We start from the raw sequence: 16,214 nt of genomic DNA on the forward strand, positions 1-16,214 counted from the left end.
CCTCTCGAGTGCAAGCGAAACAATCCAGACTTTCTCCACGGATGCACTCTGGATTGCTGCACTCGCTCGTCCGGCTCTGCAACTTGACCGGCCGATGTGCCAGCCTAAATGTCGTAGTAAAGATGGAACTCGTAAGGATGAGGCCGCAGCCTGATGGCATCGACCTCCTTCTTACGCTTGTAGTCGAGCCAGGTCTCGATCACGTCGGCGGTGAACACATCACCGCGCAGCAGGAATGTATGATCGCGTTCGAGCGCGTCGAGCGCCTGGTCCAGCGATCCCGGCGTCGACTTCACCTCCTTCGCCTCGGCGGGTGGCAGGTCGTAGAGGTTTTTGTCGATCGGGCTGCCAGGATCACTCCTCTTCTCAATGCCGTCGAGGCCGGCCATCAGCATCGCCGAGAAAGCGAGATAGGGATTGCAGGACGGGTCTGGCGAGCGAAATTCGACGCGTTTTGCCCGCGGGTTCGGTGAATACATTGGGATCCGGCAGCAGGCCGAGCGATTGCGCTGGGAATAGACCAGGTTGATCGGAGCTTCGTAACCCGGCACCAGGCGCCGATAGGAATTCGTGGTCGGGGCGCAAAGCCCGCACAGCGCCCAGGCGTGGTTTAAGAGCCCGCCGATGTAGTAGCGGCCGAGCTTGCTCAGCTCCGCGTAGTCACTTTTATCGTAGAACAGGTTGGTTTCGCTCTTCCATAGGCTTTGATGAACATGCATTCCCGAAGCGTTGTCCTCGAACAACGGCTTCGGCATGAACGTCGCCGTCATGCCGTGCTGATGGGCGGTGTTCTTCACCACATATTTGTACATCATCAGGTTGTCGGCCATGCGGGTGAGCGTGGTGAAGCGCATGTCTATTTCGTTCTGGCCGCCAGTTGCCACCTCGTGGTGATGAGCTTCGATCTTGATTCCAAGTGACTCCATCGTCAGCACCATTTCGGTGCGCAGTGCCTGCATGCTGTCGGTCGGAGGAACGGGGAAGTACCCCTCTTTCGGGCGCGGCTTGTGGCCCAAATTCGGCCCTTCGTCCGTACCGGTGTTCCAGCTCCCTTCACGGGAATCGATCTCGTGGAAGGCGTGATTGATGCCTTGCCCGTAGCGCACATCGTCGAAGACGAAGAACTCCGCCTCCGGGCCGAAGTAGCTCGTATCGGCGTGGCCGGTGCCCCTCAGGTAGATTTCGGCCTTTTGCGCAATGTAGCGGGGATCACGGCTGTAGGACTGGCCGGTCACGGGATCCCTGATGTTACAGATCAGCACAAGCGTCCTTGCCGGGCTAAAGGGGTCGAAGAAGGCGGTCGTGGGATCCGGGACGACCAACATGTCGCTCTCCTGGATCTCCTGGAAGCCGCGGATCGATGAGCCGTCGAAGCCAATGCCTTCTTCGAGCGCATCTGCATTCACGGCGCTCGGGGGCACGGAGAAATGTTGCCATACCCCCGGCAAGTCGGTGAACCGCAGATCGATCATCTCGACGTTTTCATCCTTGATCGTCTTCATGAGATCTTCGGCTGTCGCACAATTCGGCACCATGGCTTCACTCCTGTGGTGGCGAGCCGCGGCTTCGTCTCACCGGTCAGCCGCGGCTAAGCGGTTTGGACGGATTGGGTCCACGCTCCATGTTTTGCGCCGCTGCCGCACCGGCTCGGTCCCGCATGGCGGCGTTTGCGCCGGCCGCTTCAGCTTTGATGCGGCCCACGCATGAGCTTCATGGCGTCCTCGATATGCCGCCAGGTTCTGGCCAGTTCGACATCGCCTTTTGCTTCGAGGTCGACGGCATTCTGGGCGGCCTCCGCAATCGCCTTGGCGCCGTGCGCCTCCAGCAACTGCCGTGCATAGGAATGGATTTCGATTTCTCGCATGGCGCCATCCTCCTCTTGTTCCGAGCCGCGCGGGGCGAAGCTCAGACGTTGACGCCCATCAAGCCTGGACAGTTTGCCTCCGCGCGTGGGTTAGTTGCAAGAGGCTCCAGGTCGGGCTGAACGGTGTCGAGCGGCGGCAACCATTCCCCGGACGAGTGACCCAGATTTCGGCTTACACGATCTTGCGCTGGATAAAAAAGCGGCAGAGGGCCGCGCATGCGCATTCAACACTGGCAGGAGGCAGCCCGTCTGTTGTTGCGCGTGTGGCTGATTGTGTCGCGTTCGCCTTTGGCTTAGCCGGCGCAGAGGTCTGTATAACCATCATGCTTGGCTTGCGCGCCGGAGCGGAAGCGCGGAAAGTAGCGCAGCTCGACTGCGGATCGAGGCATTATGAGACTTTTGGCTCAATCAACCCGGTATTCTATTGCGCCGCTTTGCGTGACGCGGATCATAGCGAGCCGCGGCGAATGGGTTCATTCTCGGCCTGTGTTTAAAAGCAAAAGTGGAGGCTCGCATGCGAAAGCTCACCATTCTGGTGATTGCGATCTTGCTGGCAACCGCCTATGCGGGGAGTGACGCGCTCGCAAAGGAGCGTCACAAGGCTTCTGCGACGAAGCGGCACAAGCCTGCGGCGACCCAGCCGGTCGAGCATCCGATCACCCGCCTGCCGGTCGCGCCCGACACTTTCAGGGCATAAGCGGAGGCGCCCTCACAGTTTCTCATTTTGTTCCGCTATCTGGGTACCGGCACCGTCAGGTAGCATGACCGCGTTGGTGCGTGCAGCGGGCGGTGGATGGCGGAGCGGGGCGGCGGCAGAGTGCGAGGGATCGCGACGACCTGGCCGCCGCGCGGAGCGGCGCAGGCCGGTGGTTTCGCGCCGGCCGGTCTTGACCTCTGGACATCGTTCGTTGCGAAGCTCAGGAGCTGGGTCCGCGCGGAGGCGGGCGCCGGGCGGCTCTTGCCCTGGGTGCCCGTGGCGTTCGGCGCCGGGATCGCGGTCTACTTCAGCGCGGATCACGAGCCGCAGCTCGTGGTCGCGACGTTCACCGCGGTGGTGCTTTGCCTCGCGGCGTTCCTGTTGCGGCGCTGGAAATTCTTTCCTGCTCTCGTGCTGACCGCCGCCGCAGCCGCGGGGTTCGCCACGGCGACATTCAGAACTGCGCACGTCGCCCATATCGTGCTGCCCCGGCCGCTCTATTCGGTCGCTCTGTCCGGCTTCGTCGAGACGCGCGACATTCGTGAGCGCACGGACCGCTTCGTGCTGCGCGTCGTCCACATGGAGGCCCAACGCGGCGATCTGAAGCTCGAGCGCGTCCGGCTGTCCGTGAAGAAGGGCACCGCGCCCGATGTCGGCAGCTTTGTCGAACTGAAGGCGCGCTTGATGCCGCCGCTCGCTCCCTTGAGGCCGGGTTCTTACGATTTCGCGCGCGACTTGTTTTTCCAGGGCATCGGTGCGTCCGGATTCGTGATGGGCGGCATCACCATCGCCAAACCGCCTGATAGCGGCGGGTTGTCCTTGCGCTACGCCGCCTTCATGCAGGGCCTGCGCGATGCCATCGATGCACGCATCCGCACGCGCCTTGAGGGTGATGAGCGCTCGATAGCGACCGCGCTTTTGACCGGGCGGCGCGATGCGATCTCCGAGCCGGTCAACGATGCGATGTTCATTTCCGGCCTTGGCCATGTCTTGTCGATCTCCGGCTATCACATGGCGGTTGTCGCCGGCGTGGTGTTCTTCGCGATGCGCGCATTGCTGGCGCTGATACCCGGCCTGGCCGTCGGCTTTCCGATCAAGAAATGGGCGGCTGCTGCCGCACTCGTCGCCGCCGCGTTCTATCTGCTGCTCTCGGGCGCGGAAGTGGCGACGCAAAGATCGTTCTTCATGACCGCGGTGGTGCTGATCGCGGTGATCGTGGACCGCCGCGCCATCACCTTCCGCACGCTCGCGGTCGCCGCCATGATCGTTCTGGCGATCGCGCCGGAGGCGCTGGTGCATCCGAGCTTCCAGATGTCCTTTGCCGCGACGCTGGCACTCGTGGCACTGGTGCAGGTCGGCATGCCCCGTCTGCTGGCCACGCCCGATAGTTCGACTGCTGCGCGCGTGGCACTGTGGGGCGGCCGCGAGCTCATGATGCTGATGCTGGCTTCGCTGGTGGCCGGATTGGCCACCACGCCCTACGCCGCCTTTCATTTCCATCGCGTCACGCCGTTCGGTGTGCTCGCCAATCTCGCGGCGATGCCGGTGGTGTCCGCGCTCGTGATGCCGGCCGGGCTGCTCGGGCTGCTCGCGATGCCATTCGGCCTCGACGGCTTTTTCTGGTGGTTGATGGGCGTTGGCATCGACTGGATGATCGTGGTTACGCAATGGGTGGCGCATTTGCCCGGCGCGATTGGCCGCATGGCGGCGTTCGGCACAGCGCCGCTGATCGTAGCTTCCATCGGCATCATCGTGATGGGCCTGTTGCGGACGCCGCTGCGCTGGTCGGGCGCGCTTGTGCTTGCCCTGGCCGTGGTCTGGGCGCTCGCCGCGCCGCAGCCCGATGTGCTGATTTCCGGCGATGGGCGGAGCGTTGCGGTGCGCGGCCGCGACGGGCACCTGCATCTGATGCAGACCGGCAAGGACGCGTTCCTGGTGAAGGAATGGCTTGCCGCCGATGCTGATCCCAGAGCAGGCGGCGAAGCTTCGCTCGCGCAAGGAGCCTCTTGCGATGAGGCTGGCTGCGTGGTGGCGATGGCCGACGGCGCCTTCGTCGCGCAGGCGCTGCGCGCGGACGCCTTGCTTGATGATTGCGATCGCGCCGCGCTCGTCATGACGATCCATCAGGCGCCGAAGGATTGTGCTGCTGCGGTGATCGACCGCGATCGGCTGCGGCGGCAAGGGGCGCTGGCATTGCGGCGTAACGGTACCGGCTTTGACGTCGAGGCGGTGAGGCCGCGCGGCTTTGACCGGCCGTGGTCTCCGGCCGCAGCTTATGCCGAGACCGATACGGCCAGCCTGTCGCGCCCGGCTGCTCAGCGCGGCAAGGACGCCACACCCTCTGAATCCGATCTGCAGCCGGATGACTGACAAGGTTTGCAAAGAACTCCGGCGCCAAGGGCCGGAGTTTTCGTCATTCGCGGAGCCGTCAGTGACCGGCGGGAGCCGACCAGCCGCCCGAGTACACCCCGAGCTCGCGCGACGGCGCGGCGGCGTTGTTGGAATTGCGGAATTGCTGGCTGCTGGTCGTTGCAGCGGCCGTCGCCTTGCGGGCGCGATGATGCTCGGCGGCGGAAGCGGCCTGGACCGTGGTTGCCGCCATCAGCAGGGCGCCGAAGGTGACGAGAATGGTCTTGCTCATGGGGTGTCTCCTCGTTGGTTACACTTGACGAAGCGCGAGCGCTTTCGGGTGTTGCGTCGGAAGATCACCTAGTGCGGGAGCATGAGTCCGGGAACCCGGGAAAACCGGAAAGGACTATTCGCCAGCAGTGAACAATCGAGTCTTGCTCCGCCGTTATCCTCACCTTGGCGGACCTGTAGACCGGGCGGCGGTCTGCTTTGAGATCGCCCCCCAAAGGCAGCTTTCAGGGCCGTGTATGTGCTTGACGCTCGACATCTGGGATACTGATGCCCCGAGCTATTGCTGTAGAATCAATTTCAGGATCTGAAGATGAGCGAGAAATCCAGGCTGCCTCTTCCACTTGTTACGTTGGCGGTTCTCTTTCAACTTGGCGCGGCGCATGCCGCGACTGTCGTCGCCCTCGGCGCCAGCAACACGGCCGGCAAGGGCGTCTCGGCTGACCAGGCATACCCGGCGCAGCTTGAGACGCTGCTTCGTGCGCAAGGCTTGGACGTCAATGTCATCAACGCAGGCGTCAGCGGTGATACGACCGGCGGTATGATGGCTCGGCTTGAAAGCGCAGTTCCGAAGGGGACCAAGGTCGTGATTCTTCAGCCCGGCGGAAATGATCTGAGAAAGGGGGCGCCCAACTACACCGCCGAGTTGCAACGTCGGCTAATGGCGATGGGAGTCAGGGTTGTCATGCTGCCAAACGGAATGTTCAGGGGCAAACCGCACCAAGCCGATGGAATGCACCTGACCGCGGAAGGCTACCACATGCTCGCGCAACAGCTCGCTGGCCCCGTCGCCAGCGCATTGCGGAAGTAGCTAAACGATTTCTCCGCTTTGAGAGCCGGCCGCAGCCGGCTCTCGGCGCATGTCATCTTGAGCGATATCGAAGGCGCCCAGGTGAAATTCTTCGGCGATGCCGTCGCCGCTGCCCGGCAGCTTGACCAGCGTAAACGCCGCGTTCGGAAACTGCTGCCAGATGCCGATATCTTCGGCCGTCACCGTGAGCCAGCCAAACGTAAACATATAGCGGCCGGGCTTCACCACTCGCCCGGCCTTCTGCCACGTGATCTTGTTGACCACAGGTCAGCTCCAAGGACGCGCTTACAAACTACTCAAAAACCACGTTTAAGTCGCGCGCGGCACCGCCGGCAAAAACCGGCGGAACCATCGATTGCGCTGACTGTCTCAGCCGACCGGCAACCGCCGCGTCCCAGGCGTCGTCTCCGCGGTGTGCGCGGGCGTGCCGACAGGGTGCGTCACCGGCAACTGCAGCACCGTTACCCGCTGGCCCTCGCAGAGCAGGGTCACCAGCACGTGGCTGCCATCCGGAAATTCGATCGCATCGTGATGACGATCGGGAATGTGCGTATCGATGGTGTTGAATTTTCCGACACGGAAGTTGACGGTCCGCGTCCAGATCCATCGATTGTCATAGCGAACGTTGTCGGCGAAGGCGAGCTCGGTGCCAGGCAGCATGCAGACCGCGACCGTCGGATCGCTCTCTGATGCAAAACCGCGGGTCGAGGTGCCGCGGAATGTCGTGGTGATCAGCGTTTCGCCAACTTGAGCGGGACGTGACGCCACGGCATGCAGGCTATAGTCACACATCGGATTGCTCCTCGCTTGAGATAGTCAACCCGCGCTCTTTCGAGGCGCAGGCCTCTATCAGAGTGGACGAGCCCTCCAGTCTCAGAGGGCTTGTGGGCGATTATGCGGCCCGCAATCGTCAAGTGCGATCACATCCGTTTGACTGCGTGCATTTCCTTTGAGCGTCAGCGCTTGACGTGTGCATCGCATCCATCACTGGCGGGGCATAAATTCTAACGCTGCCGGAATCGGCATCCGGCAGTGCCGACGCCATCGCAGTCGCGCGCCTCACGTCGCGTCAGGCGCGCGCAGATAGTCTAGTACTTCCGATAGAGGCCGACCAGCTTGCCCTGAATCTTGACGCGGTTCGGCGGCAGGATACGCACCTCGTAGGCGGTGTTTGCGGGTTCCAGCGCGATCGAGGCGCCGCGGCGGCGGAAACGCTTCAAGGTCGCTTCCTCGTCGTCGATCAGCGCGACCACGATGTCGCCGGTATCGGCGGTCTCATTGCGCTGGATCAGCGCCATGTCGCCATCGAGAATGCCGGCATCCACCATGGAGTCGCCGCGCACCTCCAGCGCATAATGCTCGCCCGAGCCGAGCATATCCGGCGGCACGCTGATCGTGTGGCTGCGGGTCTGCAGCGCCTCGATCGGCGTGCCGGCCGCGATGCGGCCCATCACCGGAACGGCCACGGGACGCTCGCCATCATCGGCGGCTGCGCCGCGTCCCTTGCCGAGATTGCCTTCGATGACGCTGGGCGTAAAGCCGCGGCGGCCGGAGGTCGCCGGCGACAGTTCGGGCAGCTTGATCACCTCGATGGCGCGGGCGCGGTTCGGCAGGCGACGAATGAAGCCGCGCTCTTCCAGTGCGGTGATGAGGCGGTGGATTCCCGACTTCGAGCGCAAATCGAGCGCATCCTTCATCTCGTCGAAGGAGGGCGGAACGCCGGCCTCTTTCAGCCGCTCGTTGATGAAACGCAGAAGTTCATACTGTTTGCGCGTAAGCATCGCGACCAATCCCCAGGTTGATGTCGTTCGATTCCGGGATATCGGAGCCGTCGGCTCCCCCTAGATCGTCGAAACAAATCATGAACGGACACTATATGTTCGATAAGTGTTCCGCAACCACTTAATTTCCGGTGAACGCGATTAGTTGGCGCGAAATGCGCGGGCGGAACCTTAGTCCGCTCGCATGCGTGCTCGCAAGACGCGATGCGCGGGCGGATGTCGCCGATCTCGCACGAATCGCGCCGGCCACATGCGCCATCATTCCAGGTTCGAGGCTTCGCATCGTCCCGGAGCGACGTGCAAGTAATCGAGCGCAGCTATTCCGGCAGCCGCAGGATCTCGCAAGGCGAGCCGGCCTTCGCCGCCGGCGCAAAGGGCGGGCGGATCACCAGTGCCCGGGCGCGAGAGAGATAGTTGAGCAGCGAGGAGTCCTGCCGCGTGACCGGCGTTGCGATCGGGGCGCCCTCGGCGCGGTCCTCGAGCGTTGCGCGCAAGTAATCCTCGCGCACGTCATTGGTCCCGACGTCGCGGCCGAGCAGGGCCGCCTCGCGGGCGTGATGGATGGTCTTGCGGCCGGACAGCGCGCGGATCAGCGGCACCACGAACAGCAGGGTGCAGACATAGGACGAGACGGGATTGCCGGGGACGCCGACGACACGCATGGCACCAAGCCTGCCATGCATCATCGGTTTGCCGGGCCGCATGGCGATCTGCCAGAACGCGATGCTGACCCGCTCGGCCTCCAGCGCTTTCTTGACGAGATCGTGGTCGCCGACCGACGCGCCGCCGGTGGTGACCAGGATGTCGGCGCCCAGATCGCGGGCGCGGCGGATGCCGGCGACGGTGGCGTCCATGGTGTCGGCGGCGACGCCGAGATCGACCACCTCGGCGCCCTCGCTGCGCATCAGCGCGCGCAGCGCGTAGCCATTGGAGTAGACGATCTGACCCGGACCTGGCTCGGTGCCGGGCATCACCAATTCGTCGCCGGTGGCGAGCAAGGCGACCTTGGGCCGGCCGCGCACGGGCAGTTCCGGATAATTCATGCTGGCGGCGAGCGAGAGATCGCGATCGGTCAGGCGGCTTCCGGCCTCGAGCAGGACGTCGCCTTGGCGAAAATCGACGCCGGCGGGGCGGATATGCCGGCCGAGGATCGCGGCTTCCTTGATCGTGATGGAGCCGCCCTTGGCAACCGTATCTTCCTGGATCACCACGGCATCAGCGCCTTCGGGGATGACGCCGCCGGTGAAAATGCGCGCGGCTTCGCCTTTGCCGAGGGCGCGGTCGAACGGCCGGCCCGCGGCGACCTCGCCGATCACCTTGAGCTTTGCGTTGACCTCAGCGGCATCGGCCGCGCGCACGGCGTAGCCGTCCATCGCCGACATCGCCTGCGGCGGCTGCGTACGCAGCGCCACGACATCGCGCGCCAGCGTGCGGTGGTAGGCCAGATCCAATGCGGTGGATTCCTCCGGCAAGGGCTTGGCGCCATCGAGGATCGCGGCGAGTGCGTCGGCAACCGGCATCAGGGCCACGGGCAAAACTCCAGATTTTCTACGATCGCATTTGGGGATCGGCGCGTCGCTTCTACCCGAGAGCGCGCGGCGAGGCAAAGGCGGCGCGAGTTTGCTTCGCCTGCGCATGCAATTCGCCGGAGCGATTGCACCTCGTGCATGAGCTCGCGCTCCGCGAAACAAGAGCATCGGTGCAGGATCTATGATGCGGCTGGCCAGTGCGTAAGCTGACCGAATACGTAAGCTGACCGAATAAGAGGCGTAAGCTGAGCCAAGAAGAAAAAGGCCCCGACGCCTTGCAGGTGTCAGGGCCTTCCGGACGCTTGAGCCGTGGGCTGGCACGGCACGCAGAGCAAAACGCCGAAACCGTCCGGGCGGTTCCCAACCCGAGACAACAATTCTGATGGGATCGGGTGCTTGTGTCCGCGATATCAGTGGGAACGCGATCGGTATGACTTTTCCGTATCATTCCGGTGTGGAGGTATGGAACATTGAATGCGTGCAGCGTGGTAGTGCAGTATTTCCAATGGCTGGGAATTTTAGTGCCCAGCGCAATAGCCGACGCCGCCTTAGCGAAGATATTCCGCTAAGGCGGCGTTGGCGCAATTGGGGAGCTCACGTCAGCGACTGCTCGCAGCGCTCGCCAAAGCCACACCTGCAACGGACATCGATCGCTCAAGCCGCGCGCAAGCTCAACGCGACAGCGATCCATGCGGCGCCGTAGAAGACCAGATCGATGCCGAGGAAAAGGCCGATGGCCCAAAGCCCCGAGATCGGCCACTGCGACACGACGAGCATGCCGAGCACGAAGGTGATGCCTCCATCAAGGGCCTGCCACTCCCAGCCGGCCGACCCGAGCACCAGCGCCGTCACGAATTGGAAGATGCCGCCGATCAGAAAGAACAGGCCCATGAACAGCGTCAATGTCTCGGCGCTCATGATGGGCTTGGTGATCAGCAAGATGCCTGCGACGCCGAACAGGACGGCAGCGAACAAGTGGTGAAAGAAGGCTGCCCAGTGCCCCACCATCAAGGATTGCACAATCTCCAGTCCGGAGGCGATGATCAGCAGCCATCCAAAAAACAGCATGGTCACGATCGTCGCCCTGAACGATCGGGCGATCGCGGCGATGCCGAGCACGACGAGCCCGATGCCGAAAGCCAAGAACCAGCCCCAGTATTGGACTATTTCCTGAGGCACCTCGATCTGGAAACCCTGAGCATCGCTCATCTCGTCGCTCCCCTATCTCGTTGCTCCCTTCAAAGTGACGGCCGGCGCGAGCAGAGCTTTTCGACGTCTGCCGCGAACCGGCCCTCGATGGACGCGCTTGTTCTTCAGCGTCGGCGTCAACAGGCCGCCATCGATCGTCCAAGGCCCGGTAGGGCATAATACCGCGACGGCGGTGCGTCGGCACCATCATCTCTGCGAATAGCGGATCGGCAAGAGTGGCGCTCTCGGGACCATTTGGCGCGATCTTCTGGAGAAAGTCTGGGAGAGGCGTATGCGCGCCCTGGGCGCGAGACTATTCGGTCGAAATAAGTCCCGCGGTGGTCGCGACGATCCAACGATTGCCCCATCGTACGATCGTATCGATCCGGCCTACCCCTGGCACGATATCTCCCGTTCGCACGGTCCAGACGCGGTCGGGGCCGGCCAGCACCGCGTTCTCGCCATGGACTTCGCGGACGCTCCACCCGGCGATGGTGGTCGGTTTCGACTCGGGGAACGGCACAAGCCGCCGAGGCGGATTTAAATCGCTCGAGCCCGGCAACGCTCGAACCGGAGATGGTCGCTCCCTCGTGCCCTGGGAAACCGAACTTTGCGGTTCGGCGCGCATCTGAACCGCGGCCGAAGGGCTTGCGCGCGCGCTTGCGACTGATGCTGGGAGCTTTGGTTTGTCTGACTCGGTAGGCGCTGCTGGAGGGACGGTGGCCGTTGTTGCAATACGATGGTGATGATGCCGGACATTCTCTCGTTCGGAGCCGAGCCGCCGAGGTGACGCGTCCGCTTCCTGGTCAAGCGAGGCGAAGCTCGTATCTTTCTGGTCCGGCGCGGCCAGGCTCGCATCGAGGCTCCAATTGAGGATTGATGCGCAGGCCCAGCCGAGGCCAAACGCAGCGAGGAGGGCGCTTCCGATCAAGGACGGGCGTACCGTCACCCAATCCCACCGGGTCGCAATCCGGTTGTGGAGCCCGCTTAGGATCTCCTTGAGTTTTGAGATCTGCCTGAAACCAAGCCCTGGGACCCAGGCAAAATCAATTGCCGGTCCGTCCGGACCTGAGGGGATTGAATCGGCGGCAGCGATACGGTCGCCGGCAAGTAGATGGATCTGGGACTGATCGTCCCGTGCTTCCTGGTGAGGAATCTGTTCAGCAGGACCCGTTGGTGTCGCGGATGGGAAATCCCGCGGCTCCGCACGCATGGTGGAAACCTCCTAAACGACGGGTAAATCATTGGGCTTGTAGGTAAATGAACCCTTACTTGGCTGGTGGCCGGCTACCTCAGGTAGCAAAGAAAAGCGTAACGACTGCGTCCATGGGCCAGGTCAGCCTATCAGCCTCTCCAGGGCGAGGAGGGAGGCAAAGACAAGCACGACCACTCCAGTGAAGGTGATGGCAAGGTAAACGTGATGCATGATATCCAATGTCTCCCATCACATGGCTCTCCAGGGAGGGTTTCGCAGCTCCGGCGGCTCGTCTCACCCTTTTTCAAACGGCGGCGGGGCGACAAGATGGAACGCGACCGGATGGAAGTGGCGCTGTCCCAATCGTTACGCCCGTTGTGAGCGTAGAACGTTCCCGAGTCTCGCGTCAGATCACGCGCCGCGTTTGGGGGCCTCCTGGTGAGGAGCATTGAGGCCGGAACGCTGAGCATCCGCTTCAAGCTCTAGGACAATGTCGTGCAGCAAACGCGCGGCGAGCGGATCGGTCACCTCGCGCTCCAAAGCCCGATAGCGGTCAATACGGACTCGCTGCTCACTCAAGAAACCCGGGTCAGTCATTCCGCGGCCCTCCGCTCATTCGACTCGGAGAGGCGCCCTCGGTTTCCCGAAAGTTTGGAGATTATTTTTCATGGTTTCTAATTGATGAATGGCGCCGCGGCGCCCTCACAATCCTAATGAATGCCGGACTTGGCTCAGTATCGAAAGTGCGGCATCGGTATAGCGCCCGTCGTATAAATACTTGTCGATCAGTGACGCGAGCACCAATGCTAGCAAAGCATTGCTGATGCCGCGTATCATGGCCGGCGCGAACGGACGAACTCGAAAGGTACTTTCGATCCGACGCTCTCGAGTTGTTGGTCGCTGGTCAGACGCCAGGCTGCCGCACCGAAATAGCCCGTCAGCGCCAAGCTCGTTGCGATCAAAAGTCCAAAGGAAATTCGGACCACCATAACGAACTCCTAAAATATTTGATGCAGGCAATCATCTTGAGCTGATTCGAAAAACGCAGCAGTGCTGACCTATGAGCGGGTTGTTGTTGATCAGCACGTACTGACTCCAAACGGAGTCGCACGAATGCGATTGAGGCGCAGCCTTCATGTGCGCGGGTCAGCGCATCATGAGGTCCGACGTACGAATTGATATCGACCCGGCTTCAATGCGGCGCAGATGCTGCTTGCGAGCGCCCGGGGCGGCGCCTGGCAATGACTTTGTCGTACGTCGTTCAGCAACGGACGCCACGTCGCCAGTCCCGAGGCCGGATCGCATTGGCAACCCGGACCCTGCGGGATGGCCGTGAGCCGTGGTTGCGTTCCCTTTACCTGCGAGCGGGAGGGTTCGTGTTGCTCCAGGTGGGAACTGAGTTGGTCACGCCGACCGACGGCCAAGAGTACGATCCGATCGATGGAGCGGTGACAGTTCCAACCGAACTCCCTGAACTCCCATAGGCTCGGGGTTGCGTCGCCGATATTCCAGATATCCCATAGGTTTCGGATTGCGCTATCGGAATAGGGTGGCGCCTGATTTGGCTGTGCTTCTTCGCTTCCGCAGCAAAGGGCGCGCCCGCCAGCCCTACAGCCACGAGCACGGCAATCACCGGTTTGATCGTCATCATGGTTGGTCCTTTCTCCGCCTTCAGATAGAGGACAACGCCCAATCTGCACGGCCAACGCATTCTAAAATCTTTTTGAGCGTGTATGTGATTGCGCAGCTCTGTAGGCACTTTCGCCCCACGATAAGGCAGAAGATGCCGGAGCAGGGCGCATCATTGCGCATGCGACCCACGTGGCGTTATACATCACCGATGTCTCGCGATTTTCGACTTCATCGCGTTCCCGTCGACGTTCTCGATTATGAGATCGCGGAGGAGAAGGCCGCTGCGCTTGGACGGTTGGGGCGAGCGCTGGAACGAGCTCTCGCCAGGCTGCGGGAATTCGATGCCGCCCATTGTCGCTCGGACGCAACCGCGTCAGTGCAGCAGGCGCGACGCACCCTGGTGAGAGAGGCCGGCCACGCACTCTGGATGTTTGTGGTGCAGCGAGAGGCGTGTGGGCTGCGCGACAGCCGCACGGTCATGCGCGACTATCACGTGCCGGGCGAGGTGCAGCAGTGCATGGGAGCGACTCCCGCCACATCGATGCGTACCGTAACATGACTCACTGAGCATCACGCCCCCATCGAGATTCAAAGGGGTCAAAACCCACGCTTGGGAGCATGCTCGGTCGCGTCCGCTATCCTCCCGATAGAACCGACGCCGCAATGGATAGTCTCACTGCCTCGATAAACCGTCGTGGTGAGAAGGCGCGAATGCGCCCGTTTCCGGACGATGCTGCGCACGCCCGGGAGAACCATGAGCCCCATATGCCGGCCTCATTCTGCGAGACGCCTGGCTCGCGCAAATTCCTCAGGGATGAGAGACAACCAGAGCGAGAGTGCGTATTAGGATACCGAATCGATGAATGCATGGGCTAAAGAGAGCCAGGAAGTGCTGTGCGCTTTCCAAGAACGGATACTCAGGTCGGATTACGCCGTCTTGCGAAGGATTCCTCTAGCCATGTTTTCACTTGCTCGCCGCAGGCAAATGATGCGGCTCATTTACATTGGGGCGCTTGTCCTCTTCATCTCCTGTCTGTTCTCGCCGGCAGTTTCGATAAGCAAAGATGCGTTCAAGAATATTGATTGTGCAAATCCAGATGAAGCGCCGGGATGGTTCTTTCTCGTAATGGGACCATTGGGGATACTTATCGGGCAGTTTGGGTGGTTCGCCAACCCGCTGATGCTTATCTCCGCGTTGCCGCTGAGGAGATCCCTCAAATCGGCATTCGCAATACTGGCTGCGGTGCTCGCTCCTACATCGGTGGCGTTGACCTATTTACCCAATGACGTCGCTGGCAACGCCGTCTGCGGCTTTGAGTCAGGTTTCTACCTGTGGCTGACTTGCCCGGTTCTTTTGCTGCTCGCGGCCCTGCTGGGACCGGTGGGTCGGAAGGATAGAATGCAACACGAACGCTCCCGAAAACCCACGTCCTAAACGGCCGACCGCAGGTTTGCCCGCGTTGTTCCGATTTGCGCCGGCCGATGCCTGGTGTTCCGCCGAGAGCCGACTGCCGGCGCCTTCCAAATGCGATCGGAGCAACAGAGTCGCCCGCCGGACGGATCGATGCAATTTGTCGGCTCTGGCCTGTTCGCAAACGCTTCGTGGTTCGAAATCGCCTGCGCGCAAAAACCAATTTCGCGAGCCATTTCAAGCCGATTTGGGTCGTCCAGTCGTTAGCGCGAAAATATTTCTCTTTCGTTTTTTCAGAAATTGATGCTTCATTGCGTCATCCCGCCTCGGTTGCGGAGCAAGGGGCGTATCGCGATCGTCACGACACGCGAGGCGGGATGCGGTGGACGCGACGGTGCCGAGAGACGAGCGGCATTCTTTCGCGGACGGCGAAGTCGTGTGGTCCTGGCGCGCCCATGCAGGCGCCAAGTTCGTGCTTGATGCACGGATGACGGTGGCAAACGCTGGTTCACCGGGGAGAGCTCGAAGTAAGCCGTAAACCACTCGCGCAGGAAAGGCCGGAAGTGTCTCCGCCTGTACCTGTGGTCAACGCGCTCCTCGCGCAATTCGTTGCGCGGGGGCCCCGGGTGCAGCGGCCACCCGGCCTTTCCTGCGCCCTCTGCTTACGATGGAGGGGCTACAAGATGCAAAACTCGGACGCATCGCGCCGCGAGGATATGGATTCACGTGTGCGGGCACCGTCGAGAGTCTCAGGTGCGCAATTGCGCACCATAGTTCGCCTCTTCGAGGCGCCCCGGAATGACCGAACAGAGGGCCGCCTCAAATCCCCAGCGCGGCAAGCGCCTCGGCGATATCGGCAGTTGATTTCACATGCACCGCATGGATCCCCACCGCTCGTGCGCCCTCGATGTTCTCGGCGAGATCGTCGAAGAACACGATGCGCGAGGCGGGCACGCCGATTGCGTTGATCACGTGCTGGTAGGCGGCGGCATCCGGCTTGCGCAGGCCAATGCTAGACGAGAAAAACACCTCGCGGAAATGCGCCAGGACGTCGGCATAGACGCTCGGAAAATGCGCGACATGCGCCGCATTGGTGTTGGAGAACGCATAGAGCGGCAGATGCTTGGCGGCGCGCGCGAGCAGGGCGTCGATGTCAGGCATTTCGCCGGCGAAGATGGCGTTCCAGCCCTCCAGAAACTGGTCATCGGAAAGAGGAATGCCGAGCGAAGCACGCAGGCTCTCGAAATAGGCGGCATCACTGATCTTGCCGACCTCGTGATGGCGATAGGCGTCGTCGCGCACGAAGCGCGCGGCGATGTCGGCCGGCGTGCAGCCGGCGTGGCCGGCCCAACAGGCCAGCGCCTTCTCGAAATCGATGTTGATCACGACGCGGCCGAGATCGAATAGGAGCGCGTCGGCCGCGCCAGGCGAGAGGAGGGCGGAGGTCATGATGTCGTCTGAGGCTGCCA

At 62.2% G+C, this 16,214-nt stretch carries 17 protein-coding genes; 5 read left to right on the plus strand and 12 right to left on the minus strand.

All coding sequences use genetic code 11. The features are described 5' to 3' along the window. Nucleotides 1-104 precede the first annotated feature (104 nt). Together glnA and F758_RS0105600 are read right to left on the minus strand one after the other, a co-directional pair. Complete coding sequence (gene glnA / locus F758_RS0105595; RefSeq protein ID WP_024506939.1) at nt 105-1,535, minus strand: type I glutamate--ammonia ligase; 1,431 nt, start codon at nt 1,533-1,535, stop codon at nt 105-107. A 146-nt stretch (nt 1,536-1,681) separates the two neighbouring features. Further along, nucleotides 1,682-1,864, minus strand: a complete 183-nt coding sequence (locus tag F758_RS0105600; protein ID WP_024506940.1) for a hypothetical protein — start codon at nt 1,862-1,864, stop codon at nt 1,682-1,684. A 514-nt stretch (nt 1,865-2,378) separates the two neighbouring features. Between F758_RS0105600 and F758_RS0105610 the strand changes: the two genes are divergently transcribed. Next, a complete protein-coding gene (locus F758_RS0105610) occupies nt 2,379-2,561 on the plus strand; it encodes a hypothetical protein (RefSeq protein WP_024506941.1) in 183 nt (60 codons plus the stop codon). Nucleotides 2,562-2,657: 96 nt separating this feature from the next. Beyond that, on the plus strand, nt 2,658-4,931 hold the full coding sequence (locus F758_RS0105615; RefSeq protein WP_024506942.1) for a ComEC/Rec2 family competence protein: 2,274 nt from the start codon (nt 2,658-2,660) through the stop codon (nt 4,929-4,931). A gap of 58 nt (nt 4,932-4,989) precedes the next feature. On the opposite strand, the gene F758_RS0105620 is transcribed toward F758_RS0105615, so the two are convergent. Further along, nucleotides 4,990-5,202 carry a hypothetical protein gene (locus tag F758_RS0105620; protein ID WP_024506943.1) on the minus strand — a complete coding sequence of 71 codons (213 nt, stop codon included), beginning with the start codon at nt 5,200-5,202 and terminating at the stop codon, nt 4,990-4,992. 309 nt (nt 5,203-5,511) lie between these two features. Here F758_RS0105620 and F758_RS0105625 point away from each other — a divergent pair, with 309 nt between their 5' ends. Continuing rightward, the gene (locus F758_RS0105625; protein ID WP_024506944.1) at nt 5,512-6,009 is read left to right on the plus strand and encodes a GDSL-type esterase/lipase family protein; all 498 of its coding nucleotides are present in this window, start codon (nt 5,512-5,514) and stop codon (nt 6,007-6,009) included. Here the strand turns inward: F758_RS0105625 and F758_RS43320 are convergent, their stop codons facing one another. The 8 genes from F758_RS43320 to F758_RS51570 all read right to left on the minus strand — a co-directional run bounded on the left by F758_RS43320 (nt 6,010) and on the right by F758_RS51570 (nt 13,353). Continuing rightward, nucleotides 6,010-6,273 (minus strand): hypothetical protein, encoded by a 264-nt coding sequence (locus F758_RS43320; RefSeq protein ID WP_024506945.1) that lies wholly within the window; start codon nt 6,271-6,273, stop codon nt 6,010-6,012. 105 nt (nt 6,274-6,378) lie between these two features. Then, complete coding sequence (locus F758_RS0105635; protein ID WP_024506946.1) at nt 6,379-6,801, minus strand: hypothetical protein; 423 nt, start codon at nt 6,799-6,801, stop codon at nt 6,379-6,381. 296 nt (nt 6,802-7,097) lie between these two features. Further along, the gene (lexA, locus tag F758_RS0105640; protein ID WP_024506947.1) at nt 7,098-7,790 is read right to left on the minus strand and encodes a transcriptional repressor LexA; all 693 of its coding nucleotides are present in this window, start codon (nt 7,788-7,790) and stop codon (nt 7,098-7,100) included. 317 nt (nt 7,791-8,107) lie between these two features. Beyond that, nucleotides 8,108-9,319, minus strand: a complete 1,212-nt coding sequence (locus F758_RS0105645; RefSeq protein ID WP_024506948.1) for a molybdopterin molybdotransferase MoeA — start codon at nt 9,317-9,319, stop codon at nt 8,108-8,110. Nucleotides 9,320-9,973: 654 nt separating this feature from the next. After that, nucleotides 9,974-10,528: an HdeD family acid-resistance protein gene (locus F758_RS0105650; protein WP_024506949.1), complete on the minus strand. Its 555-nt coding sequence runs from the start codon at nt 10,526-10,528 to the stop codon at nt 9,974-9,976. Nucleotides 10,529-10,820: 292 nt separating this feature from the next. Then, nucleotides 10,821-11,030, minus strand: a complete 210-nt coding sequence (locus tag F758_RS0105655) for a hypothetical protein (protein WP_024506950.1) — start codon at nt 11,028-11,030, stop codon at nt 10,821-10,823. Between the two features lie 1,083 nt (nt 11,031-12,113). Next, nucleotides 12,114-12,299 (minus strand): hypothetical protein, encoded by a 186-nt coding sequence (locus F758_RS0105665; RefSeq protein ID WP_024506951.1) that lies wholly within the window; start codon nt 12,297-12,299, stop codon nt 12,114-12,116. Between the two features lie 757 nt (nt 12,300-13,056). Continuing rightward, nucleotides 13,057-13,353 carry a hypothetical protein gene (locus tag F758_RS51570; protein ID WP_084305124.1) on the minus strand — a complete coding sequence of 99 codons (297 nt, stop codon included), beginning with the start codon at nt 13,351-13,353 and terminating at the stop codon, nt 13,057-13,059. A 189-nt stretch (nt 13,354-13,542) separates the two neighbouring features. Here F758_RS51570 and F758_RS0105675 point away from each other — a divergent pair, with 189 nt between their 5' ends. Both F758_RS0105675 and F758_RS46320 read left to right on the plus strand, forming a co-directional pair. Then, nucleotides 13,543-13,893, plus strand: coding sequence for a DUF6665 family protein (locus F758_RS0105675; RefSeq protein ID WP_024506952.1), 351 nt, complete (start codon nt 13,543-13,545; stop codon nt 13,891-13,893). Between the two features lie 300 nt (nt 13,894-14,193). Then, a complete protein-coding gene (locus tag F758_RS46320; protein ID WP_051386693.1) occupies nt 14,194-14,769 on the plus strand; it encodes a hypothetical protein in 576 nt (191 codons plus the stop codon). A gap of 795 nt (nt 14,770-15,564) precedes the next feature. Here the strand turns inward: F758_RS46320 and F758_RS0105685 are convergent. Then, entirely contained in the window at nt 15,565-16,194 is a 630-nt protein-coding gene (locus F758_RS0105685; RefSeq protein WP_024506954.1) for an HAD-IA family hydrolase, read from the minus strand. Nucleotides 16,195-16,214 lie beyond the last annotated feature (20 nt).

It is taken from the genome of Bradyrhizobium sp. ARR65, from assembly GCF_000472385.1.
In the GTDB taxonomy this organism is placed as follows: domain Bacteria; phylum Pseudomonadota; class Alphaproteobacteria; order Rhizobiales; family Xanthobacteraceae; genus Bradyrhizobium.

Bases quoted from the DNA above. Each gene is read 5' to 3' on its own strand.
- glnA (WP_024506939.1), bottom strand. From the start codon at position 1,535: ATGGTGCCGAATTGTGCGACAGCCGAAGATCTCATGAAGACGATCAAG.
- F758_RS0105600 (WP_024506940.1), bottom strand. From the start codon at position 1,864: ATGCGAGAAATCGAAATCCATTCCTATGCACGGCAGTTGCTGGAGGCG.
- F758_RS0105610 (WP_024506941.1), top strand. From the start codon at position 2,379: ATGCGAAAGCTCACCATTCTGGTGATTGCGATCTTGCTGGCAACCGCC.
- F758_RS0105615 (WP_024506942.1), top strand. From the start codon at position 2,658: ATGGCGGAGCGGGGCGGCGGCAGAGTGCGAGGGATCGCGACGACCTGG.
- F758_RS0105620 (WP_024506943.1), bottom strand. From the start codon at position 5,202: ATGAGCAAGACCATTCTCGTCACCTTCGGCGCCCTGCTGATGGCGGCA.
- F758_RS0105625 (WP_024506944.1), top strand. From the start codon at position 5,512: ATGAGCGAGAAATCCAGGCTGCCTCTTCCACTTGTTACGTTGGCGGTT.
- F758_RS0105635 (WP_024506946.1), bottom strand. From the start codon at position 6,801: ATGTGTGACTATAGCCTGCATGCCGTGGCGTCACGTCCCGCTCAAGTT.
- lexA (WP_024506947.1), bottom strand. From the start codon at position 7,790: ATGCTTACGCGCAAACAGTATGAACTTCTGCGTTTCATCAACGAGCGG.
- F758_RS0105650 (WP_024506949.1), bottom strand. From the start codon at position 10,528: ATGAGCGATGCTCAGGGTTTCCAGATCGAGGTGCCTCAGGAAATAGTC.
- F758_RS0105665 (WP_024506951.1), bottom strand. From the start codon at position 12,299: ATGACTGACCCGGGTTTCTTGAGTGAGCAGCGAGTCCGTATTGACCGC.
- F758_RS51570 (WP_084305124.1), bottom strand. From the start codon at position 13,353: ATGATGACGATCAAACCGGTGATTGCCGTGCTCGTGGCTGTAGGGCTG.
- F758_RS0105675 (WP_024506952.1), top strand. From the start codon at position 13,543: ATGTCTCGCGATTTTCGACTTCATCGCGTTCCCGTCGACGTTCTCGAT.
- F758_RS46320 (WP_051386693.1), top strand. From the start codon at position 14,194: ATGAATGCATGGGCTAAAGAGAGCCAGGAAGTGCTGTGCGCTTTCCAA.
- F758_RS0105685 (WP_024506954.1), bottom strand. From the start codon at position 16,194: ATGACCTCCGCCCTCCTCTCGCCTGGCGCGGCCGACGCGCTCCTATTC.